Below are 9028 nucleotides of genomic sequence, written 5' to 3'. Positions count from 1 at the left end.
ACTTGATTCTTGCTTCTTACCTCTAAACTCTTGTATCTCGCATCTAATCTCTAGCCTCCTACCAAACCGTCAACAAGCTCCTTCCCCCTACTTGGTACATCGTACTTGGTACATGGTACTTTCCCTTCTTACTTTTTACTTGGCTCTTTTTCCACCCAATTTCATAACTCTCCGTCAAAATCTATCCAAAGCTGTTCACCAAAATGCTCCTGTTCAATTTCCACATTCAGGTTGGACAGTCCGATACCAAAAAGCCGCACAGGCAAAGCAAGGGCGTCCTGCTGCAAGAGATCCATCACTGTTTCCCAAATCTTCTGCTCTTCGGGATATTGCTCGAAAGTCTTACTTCTGGTCTGAATCGTAAAATCCGAATATTTGATTTTAAGCGTCACCGTCCTGCCTTTGATACCGGTCCTATTGATCCTCCTTTTCAGCTCTTCAAAAATTTCCAGGAGGGCCGCCTCAAAGCTTACCCTATCACTAAGATCTTTTTCAAAAGTATTCTCCGCACTCAGGGATTTACGGATACGGTTGGGCTGTACTTCCGAAAGATGAATACCTCTCACGATATTAAAAAAATGAAGTCCTGACTTGCCGAATTTTTTGGTCAGATACTGTATAGAAAACTGCTTTAGGTCATGCCCATTGTGGATACCGATGGACTTCATTTTTTCAGCGGTCACCTTTCCAATTCCAAAAAACTTTTCAATGGGAAGTTTTTCCAAAAAAGCCTCAGCTTCCTTCGGTAAAATTACCGCCTGACCATTAGGTTTGTTGATATCTGAAGCTGTTTTGGCCAAAAACTTATTATAAGAAATACCTGCCGAAGCATTGAGTCCCACTTCTTCCCTTATCCGGCCCCTGATCTCCTGGGCGATCAAGGTGGCTGAGGGATTATTGACCTTGTTTTCCGTCACATCCAAAAAGGCTTCATCCAGTGACAAGGGTTCTACCAGGTCAGTATAGTCATAAAAAATCTCCCGGATCTGATTCGAAAGCTCCTTATATCGGTCAAACCTGGGCTTGACAAAAACCAATTTGGGACATTTTAAGGCTGCAAGCTTTCCTGACATGGCTGAGCGAACGCCATAGAATCTTGCCTCATAAGAGGCAGCAGCTACCACCCCGCGCTCCCTGTTACCGCCTACTGCTACCGGTTTGCCTCTCAAGTCAGGATTATCCATTTGCTCCACAGAAGCATAAAATGCATCCATATCCACATGGATTATTTTCCTGACCTTTTCCATTAGCTTCGTTTTTCCAAAACTTCCAAAATGGCAGCTGCCTTAAGGTGGCATTCTTCCCATTCATAGGCAGCGTCCGCATCATAAGTAATCGCACTCCCTACTGCAAAATACCCCTTTTGGGCAGCACTGTCAAAAACAATGCTTCTGATGACCACATTGAAGTCGAAATCACCATTGGACTGCAAAATACCAAAGGCACCCGAAAACCACCCCCTTTTAAAATTCTCATACCTTTCTATCAATTCCATGCACTTGATTTTTGGTGCTCCTGTCATGCTTCCCATGGGAAAAGTGGCATGTATGATATCCCAGAAATTCATTTGATCCTTTAAGGTGCTTCCTATGGTTGATATCATCTGATGCACTTTTGAAAAAGGATACACGCCAAACAGTTCAATTACCTTCACCGCACCTGTTTCCGAGATTTTGGATAAATCATTGCGCATCAAGTCAACAATCATCAAGTTCTCTGCCCTTTCTTTTTCAGACTCCAATAACTGTTCCGCTAGAGCCTTGTCCTCTACCGGATCATTCCCCCGTTTGATGGTTCCTTTGATCGGCTGGGCAATTACCTCCCTTCCCTTCCTTTTCAAGAACCGTTCAGGAGAAGCAGCAATCAAAAACTTGCTTCCAAACTTAAACAAACCTGAAAACGGCATGGGCGACAACTTCATGAGTTCATAAAAACCTACTACAGGAGACCAGCTTTTTCCTTCAAAGGAAAAGGCCATGCAATAATTCAATTCATACATGTCCCCTTCCTCTATATGCTTTCGAATAGCCTGAATGTCCTCAAAATATTTCCGTCTATCCGTAAGGGGAATCACTTTTACAGGCGGGTTAGATGCAAAATCATACTCAAATAAATCTAAAAAATCCAATTCCTCTTCACTGTGGACCAGCAATACTTCCCCCTCCTTTTCAATCTTCATACTGGGAAGAAAAAAGGCCACCTCCGGGCAGTCTACTAAAGCTGGGTTAAGGGAAGAAAGTTTTTCAATCTGATTCTTATAATCATAGGAAAGCACCCCTACCAAATCCTGCGTTCCTTCAAAATTTGAGAACTTTTCAGCACTTACTTTTTGCCTTCCAGCATAAAGACAAAAAGGAAATGCCCCCTCAGGATAATGTATTTGATGGTTTTGAAAGCATGAAAAATAGTCAAAATGAGCATCCAACCAATTCAATATTGAAAATAACCAATCTTTTTTCCCTATTGGAATGGGTATACGGTATTGATTCGTCATAGCACAAAATTAAACAATAGACACAAAAAAAGAGGAAACTTTTCAGCTTCCCCTTTTTTTGATTAATTTAATAGTTGGATTAGTTAGCTTTGATATCAAATTCAACGCTTACTGTGTTATATATAAATTGATCTTTAGCTTTGTCAACAGCATTGCTCTCATCTCCATAAGCCAAGCCCCAAGCAGTTCTGTCAATGTTAAATCCTGCTTTGGCTGTTACAGCGCCATCTGCAATGGAAACTCTAGCAGGGAACTTGATATTTTTGGTAGTTCCTCTCATGGTCAGGTTACCAGAGATCCAGTGTGTAGGATTATCAGCAGCCAAATCTGAATCGCTTGCAGGGGTAAAATCTGTCTCAAATTCGTCTTTGTCCTCAATAGTACCTGCACTAAATGACTCTACACCAGTCAACTCAAATACTGCTTGTGGATAGTTGGCTGCATCAAAGAAATCATCAGACTGGAGGTGCCCCCAAAGCTTGCCGTAATTTTCATTGGATTCTTCCATGTCCTCAATTTTTAGCGCTGTAATGTCAAAAACGAATCTAGCACCTGTCAAAGACTCGCCTTCTACCATTACTTCACCCTCGGTTAAAGGAATGAAACCCCAGTGCTTACCCGCTGGCTTATAGCCTGTCCAATTGATTTTACTTGTAGAAGCATCTACCGCCAAGGTTGATCCAGAACCTGCAGCTACATCCTGTGCATCTGTCGTTTCTACGGTATCACTTGGTCCTCCGCAAGCAAAAGCCATAATAGTGGCTGCTAAAAACAAACCTGTTTTTTGCAATAATTTCATAAGTTTTCTGTTTAGTTTTCGGAATTTAAATGTCTATACATCAAAACTAAAACGTAGAAAAAAGGTTCAAGGTTTCCCAAAAAAAAATATCTTTGATTTGATTACTGTTAAAAATAGGTATTGATAAAGGCATGGCATTAATAAAAGAAGTGAGGGGTTTTAGCCCAGAATTTGGTGAAAATTGTTGGTTGGCAGACAATGCTACGGTAGTTGGTGATGTGAAGATGGGAAAGAACTGTACGGTATGGTTCAATGCAGTAGTAAGAGGAGATGTACATGAAATTAGGATTGGGAATGACACCAATATACAGGATGGGGCCATTATCCATTGCACTTACCAAAAAGCAGGAACATATATAGGCAGTAGGGTATCGATAGCTCATAATGCCATTGTCCATGGTTGCACCATACATGACGATGTCTTGGTGGGTATGGGGGCCATCATAATGGACGGGGCGGTAGTACACTCGGGTGCAGTCATTGCAGCAGGAGCAGTAGTCCTCGCTGGTACCATTGTTGAGGCAAACAGCATTTTTGCCGGTACGCCTGCCAAAAAAATAAAATCAACCGGACCTGAAATGATGGAAGTTATTCAACGTACAGCCAAAAATTACCCTATGTATGCCACATGGTTTAAAGAAAAATGAAATAAAATTTTGTATAAAAAAACATGTCTGAAATTTTTTGTAAATAGACAAAAAGCAGCCTATTTTTAATCATCGCTGATTCGCAATTTTATGAAAGAAGAATATTTTAAGTGGTATTCCCCTCACCTGCACAGGGAAGTAGAAATGTTGGTTTTTGGGCATCGTGGTTACCCTGTTATTATTTACCCCACATCCATGGGTTCCTTCCATGAAAACCGGGACATGGGTTTGGTTGGTTCTGCCAAATGGTACCTGGACCAAGGCCTGGTTCAAATTTTCTGTCCGGAAAGCAATGATAGAAACAGTTTTTACAATAAACATATCCACCCTCACGACAGGATACAAAATCATATTGCTTATGACAAAATGATATGCCATGAAATCATCGAAAGGGTGAGGCTAAATACAGCAGTGGGAAAAGTGGTTGTTGCAGGTTGTAGCTTTGGAGGTTACCATGCTGCCAACTTTGCTTTTAGACATCCTGGCTATGTAAGCCACATGTTTTCTATGTCGGGTGCTTTTGAAATCAGAAATTTCATGGACGGTTATCAGCATGAGGATATTTTCTACAATTCACCAATGGAATTTTTGCCAGGTCTTCAGGACAGGGAATTATGGAATATGGACATTGTACTGGGCACTTCCAATTGGGATATTTGCTTTGATGCAAATGTAAAACTTAGTGATGTTTTGGAATCCAAGGGCGTCAGGCATTGGCTGGATGTCAGAAGAGACCGGCATCATGATTGGCCCGTGTGGAAAGAAATGTTTCCTCATTATTTATCCAGAATAAAATTTAATTAACATAGCACTTTATGAAAAAAATCGGAATCCTTTTTGGTATGGAGGACACTTTTCCCCACGCTTTTGTCGAGAGAGTGAATGAAAAAAATATTAGCGGTATTGTAGCAGAACCTGTTTTGATCGATAAGGTTGTTCAGAACCAATTGACAGAATATGCTGTCATCATCGATCGCATTTCACAGGATGTGCCTTTCTACCGTGCCTATCTAAAAAACGCTGCCTTAACAGGAACGGCCGTCATCAACAACCCCTTTTGGTGGAGTGCGGACGATAAATTCTTCAATAACTGTCTGGCCGACCAGTTGGGAGTCCCTTTACCCAATACCGTGATCTTACCTTCCGCTGAGCATCCTACGGATACGACTTCCAAATCATTTAGAAATCTTAAAATGCCTTTGGATTGGCAGGCTATTTTTGATTACATAGGCTTTCCTGCCTACATGAAACCCTATGCTGGTGGAGGTTGGAAAAATGTATACCGATTGGAAAATCAGGAAGAGTTTTTCCAAAAGCACCGTGAAACGGGACAATTGGTGATGCTATTGCAAGAGGAAATCAAATTTGAGGAATATTTCAGGGTCTACTGTTTGGGTGGCAAGGCCGTCCGGCTCATGGAGTACGAACCCCGCAATCCCCATCACCTCAGGTATGTGGTCAATAGACCACCGGCAGCAAAAAAATTGTTGGCCAAAGTAAAAGATTATTCTATTAAATTATGCCAAGGTTTGGGCTATGATTTTAATACTGTAGAATTTGCAGTGCGGGATGGAATACCTTATGCCATAGATTTTGGCAACCCAGCTCCGGATGCGGATGTGAATTCTGTGGGGCAGGAAAATTTTGACTGGGTAGTGGAGGAAGCTGCAAAAATGGCAATTGCCTATGCCAAATCCCAAAAACCTGGAAAAATCAACCTTACCTGGGGCACTTTCATGAAAGATGCAGTAAGTATGGCCAAAAGGTTCTGATAATGAGAAAATTACCTATTTTTACCCTAGGTGTAGAGGAGGAATACCAGATCATTGATCCGGAAACCCGTGACCTTAGGTCCCATATGTCCAAGATAGTGGAAGGGGCAAAAATTTTCCTCAAGGAACAGGTCAAAGCTGAAATGCACCAATCGGTGGTTGAGGTTGGGACCAACATCTGCCAAAATGTAGCAGATGCCAGAAAGGAAGTGAGCTTTTTAAGGAATAAAATTGTAGACCTGGCAGCCCAGCAAAACCTTATTGTGGGTGCCTCGGGGACACATCCATTTTCAAAATGGCAGGACCAACCCATCACTGATGATCCCCGTTATCATCATATCATCAATGAGCTGCAGGATACGGCCAGGTCCAATCTGATCTTTGGACTGCATGTACATGTGGGTATTGAAAATAGGGAAATTGCCATGCAGATCATGAATCAGGCCTGCTACTTCCTTCCTCACATTTATGCTTTATCTACCAACTCTCCATTTTGGGAAGGGAGGTTTACGGGCTTCAAAGCGTATAGAGCACATATTTTTGCCAAGTTTCCAAGGACAGGTCTACCGGAGTATTTTGATTCCGTTCAATCCTACGACAATTACCTCGAAACTCTTGTAAAAACCAACTGCATAGACAATCCGAAGAAAATCTGGTGGGACCTGCGTTTACATCCTTTCTTCAGTACCATAGAATTCCGAATTTGTGACATGTGTCTGACCATTAATGAGACGATGTGTATTGTTGCATTGATTCAGGCTGTAGTGGCAAAATTGTATAAAATGCACCTAATGAACACCAGTTTCAATATTTACCGCATTGCCCTGATCAGAGAAAATAAATTCAGAGCGGCAAGGTATGGAACTGATGGAATGATGATAGACTTTGGTCAGAAAAAGGAAGTTGAATACAAAGCATTGATGTTGGAGCTATTAGAATTTGTAGATGACGTAGTCGATGAACTGGGCAGCAGGGATGAAATCAATTACATTCATAAAATCCTCTCAGATGGCACAGGGGCAGACCGTCAGCTCAAAGTTTACGAGGAAACTAAAGATCTTAAAAAAGTAGTGGATTTCATTACAGATGAATTCACGAAAGGCATTTGATATACAACTAACTTTCGATTAAATAATTAGCAATTGCGGTCTATTATTGGATGGATTTATAATCCTCAGTTTATTACGCTAAATTTGCATTCAAATAAACAAAGGCATGCAGGGAAAAATCAGGGTAGCATTATTGGATATGTATAATGGCAAGGCCAATCAGGGCATGCGTTGTATCCATGAAATTGTGGGGAGATTTGAAAACCAATTGGTACTGGATATCTATGATGTAAGACAAAAGCATGAACTACCTAACTTTGAAGATTATAACCTTTTTATTTCTTCTGGCGGGCCGGGAAACCCTTTAGAGGGAGACGGTATTTGGGAAGTCAAATTTGAAAAACTTTTGGATGATATTTACCAATGGAATCTGGGGAATAAACACAAAAAATACATGTTGTTTATTTGCCACTCTTTCCAGTTGGCGGTACAACATTTTGGTTTGGCCGAAGTGAATAAACGAAAATCTACCTCTTTTGGTGTAATGACTATACACAAAACCGAAGAGGGCATGGATGACCCATTGTTTAGGGGTCTGGATAATCCTTTTTGGGCCATTGACTCCAGGGATTACCAGGTAGTGAAGCCAAAGGTGAAAAAATTCAAAGAGATGGGTGCCAAGATTATCGCTTTGGAAAAATTAAGAAATCATTTAGAATATGAGCGGGCTTTGATGGGCATTCGCTTTTCAGATGAAATGGTGGGTACCCAGTTTCATCCGGAAGCTGATCCAGTGGGTTTTATGACTCACTTGAAAAAGGCCGATGTCCGGGAAGAAATTATTGCCTTAAAAGGCAAAACAAAGTACCTCATGATGTTGGAACATGTGGTGGAAGAACATACCATCTATAAAACCAATGAAACACTGATTCCCAATTTCCTAAGGAGGTCCATCAGGAAAATTCGAGAACAAGAAGGCATATTCGTTTAATTGAAATCATATGGTAAATAAGTACCGTGAACTTTTTAACAGTAAGTTTAGCCAAGAAACTTATCAGTCATTTTTAAAGGATATTGAAAGAGATTTCAATTACCTGCCAACATTTAGGGTGGCTGAGACGCCATTTTTCATTTCCGAAAAGTTGAAAAGCCAATTACTGGAAGGCTGCCAACAACTCATTGACTTTATCAAAAGAGAAGATTTTAAAGTATTGACACAAAAATCCCTTTTGGTCAATTACCATGTGCCAAATGAAAATGAACACACCCATTTCTTGGCCATAGATTTTGGCATTTGTGAAGAAAATGGAGAAATCATCCCCAAATTAATTGAAGCCCAAGGGTTTCCTTCTATCTTCAACTATCAGGCCCATTTATATAGGAAATGGACCAATACTTATCCATTTTTAAGGGAGTTGAGCCCCTATTTGAACGGTTTGGATGAAACCACCTACTATCAACTACTGGAAAAGACCATCCTCAATGGGCTGCCGGCTAAGCATGTGGTTTTATTGGAAATTGAACCTGAAAAGCAAAATACCAAAATTGATTTTTACTACTGCAGGAAAGACTTTGAAATGCCTGTGATATGCGTGACTGAAGTGATTAAAAAAGGCAAGCAGCTATTTTACCTCAATGATTTAGGAGAAGAAATCCAGATCAAGAGAATTTATAACCGTGTGATTTTTGATGAATTGGAAAACCGAAAGGACTTAAACCTTCAATTTTCCTTTATGGATGAGCTGAATGTAGAATGGGCTGGGCATCCCAATTGGTTTTACAGGATCAGCAAATTCATATTGCCCTATCTTTCTGGTCCCTACTTTATAGAAAGCACCTTATTAAGTGATTTGGAGGAAATTCCTGAGGATTTGGAAAACTATGTTTTGAAACCCCTATTTTCCTTCTCAGGAGCAGGTGTGATTTATAATGTCCATAGGGAAGACATTGAAGGCGTAACACAAAAAGACCTGTATATCCTTCAGCGCAAGGTACAATACAAGCCGATCTTAAAAGCCATTGAAGGCTATGTCAAAGCAGAAGTCAGGATTCTGTTGTTATGGCCTGATGGAGATGAGGACCCAACATTGGTGACCAATGTGGTGCGACTAAGCCGTGGAGAAATGATCGGGGTAAAATTTAACAAAGATAAAGATTGGGTCGGTGGGACTATTGGATTGTTTGAGTAATTCTCATGAAAAAACCTCTGAAAATTACTTCCAGAGGTTTTTATGATTATTTGATGATATGATCAATTTTTTCTGTTA

9 protein-coding genes are annotated in these 9028 nt (G+C 40.7%); 6 read left to right on the top strand and 3 right to left on the bottom strand.

All coding sequences use genetic code 11. The features are described 5' to 3' along the window. Positions 1–161 precede the first annotated feature (161 nt). The 3 genes from dinB to B879_RS19495 form a co-directional block, all read right to left on the bottom strand. Complete coding sequence (dinB, locus tag B879_RS19505; protein WP_009186946.1) at positions 162–1247, bottom strand: DNA polymerase IV; 1086 nt, start codon at positions 1245–1247, stop codon at positions 162–164. Then, positions 1247–2494, bottom strand: coding sequence for an anthranilate synthase component I family protein (locus B879_RS19500; RefSeq protein WP_009186945.1), 1248 nt, complete (start codon positions 2492–2494; stop codon positions 1247–1249). The genes dinB and B879_RS19500 overlap by 1 nt, the downstream gene beginning before the upstream one ends. Positions 2495–2573: 79 nt before the next feature. Beyond that, positions 2574–3293 (bottom strand): YceI family protein, encoded by a 720-nt coding sequence (locus tag B879_RS19495; protein WP_009186944.1) that lies wholly within the window; start codon positions 3291–3293, stop codon positions 2574–2576. Between the two features lie 131 nt (positions 3294–3424). Between B879_RS19495 and B879_RS19490 the strand changes: the two genes are divergently transcribed. From B879_RS19490 to B879_RS19465, 6 genes are all read left to right on the top strand, one after another. Beyond that, positions 3425–3940, top strand: a complete 516-nt coding sequence (locus B879_RS19490) for a gamma carbonic anhydrase family protein (RefSeq protein ID WP_009186943.1) — start codon at positions 3425–3427, stop codon at positions 3938–3940. 90 nt (positions 3941–4030) lie between these two features. Next, positions 4031–4744: an esterase family protein gene (locus tag B879_RS19485; RefSeq protein ID WP_009186942.1), complete on the top strand. Its 714-nt coding sequence runs from the start codon at positions 4031–4033 to the stop codon at positions 4742–4744. Positions 4745–4755: 11 nt separating this feature from the next. Continuing rightward, positions 4756–5712 (top strand): ATP-grasp domain-containing protein, encoded by a 957-nt coding sequence (locus B879_RS19480; RefSeq protein ID WP_009186941.1) that lies wholly within the window; start codon positions 4756–4758, stop codon positions 5710–5712. Between the two features lie 2 nt (positions 5713–5714). After that, entirely contained in the window at positions 5715–6821 is a 1107-nt protein-coding gene (locus B879_RS19475; protein ID WP_009186940.1) for a carboxylate-amine ligase, read from the top strand. A gap of 106 nt (positions 6822–6927) precedes the next feature. After that, positions 6928–7752, top strand: coding sequence for a type 1 glutamine amidotransferase (locus B879_RS19470; RefSeq protein ID WP_009186939.1), 825 nt, complete (start codon positions 6928–6930; stop codon positions 7750–7752). A gap of 10 nt (positions 7753–7762) precedes the next feature. Beyond that, positions 7763–8950: a hypothetical protein gene (locus B879_RS19465; protein WP_009186938.1), complete on the top strand. Its 1188-nt coding sequence runs from the start codon at positions 7763–7765 to the stop codon at positions 8948–8950. The last annotated feature ends 78 nt before the right edge of the window (positions 8951–9028 follow it).

The organism is Cecembia lonarensis LW9 (assembly GCF_000298295.1).
Taxonomy (GTDB): domain Bacteria; phylum Bacteroidota; class Bacteroidia; order Cytophagales; family Cyclobacteriaceae; genus Cecembia; species Cecembia lonarensis.
The sequence above is the reverse complement of the archived record's forward strand: the minus strand, read 5'-3'. Positions and strand labels throughout refer to the sequence as shown.

Bases quoted from the DNA above. Each gene is read 5' to 3' on its own strand.
- B879_RS19480 (WP_009186941.1), top strand. From the start codon at position 4,756: ATGAAAAAAATCGGAATCCTTTTTGGTATGGAGGACACTTTTCCCCAC.
- B879_RS19500 (WP_009186945.1), bottom strand. From the start codon at position 2,494: ATGACGAATCAATACCGTATACCCATTCCAATAGGGAAAAAAGATTGG.
- dinB (WP_009186946.1), bottom strand. From the start codon at position 1,247: ATGGAAAAGGTCAGGAAAATAATCCATGTGGATATGGATGCATTTTAT.
- B879_RS19470 (WP_009186939.1), top strand. From the start codon at position 6,928: ATGCAGGGAAAAATCAGGGTAGCATTATTGGATATGTATAATGGCAAG.
- B879_RS19475 (WP_009186940.1), top strand. From the start codon at position 5,715: ATGAGAAAATTACCTATTTTTACCCTAGGTGTAGAGGAGGAATACCAG.
- B879_RS19465 (WP_009186938.1), top strand. From the start codon at position 7,763: ATGGTAAATAAGTACCGTGAACTTTTTAACAGTAAGTTTAGCCAAGAA.
- B879_RS19485 (WP_009186942.1), top strand. From the start codon at position 4,031: ATGAAAGAAGAATATTTTAAGTGGTATTCCCCTCACCTGCACAGGGAA.
- B879_RS19490 (WP_009186943.1), top strand. From the start codon at position 3,425: ATGGCATTAATAAAAGAAGTGAGGGGTTTTAGCCCAGAATTTGGTGAA.
- B879_RS19495 (WP_009186944.1), bottom strand. From the start codon at position 3,293: ATGAAATTATTGCAAAAAACAGGTTTGTTTTTAGCAGCCACTATTATG.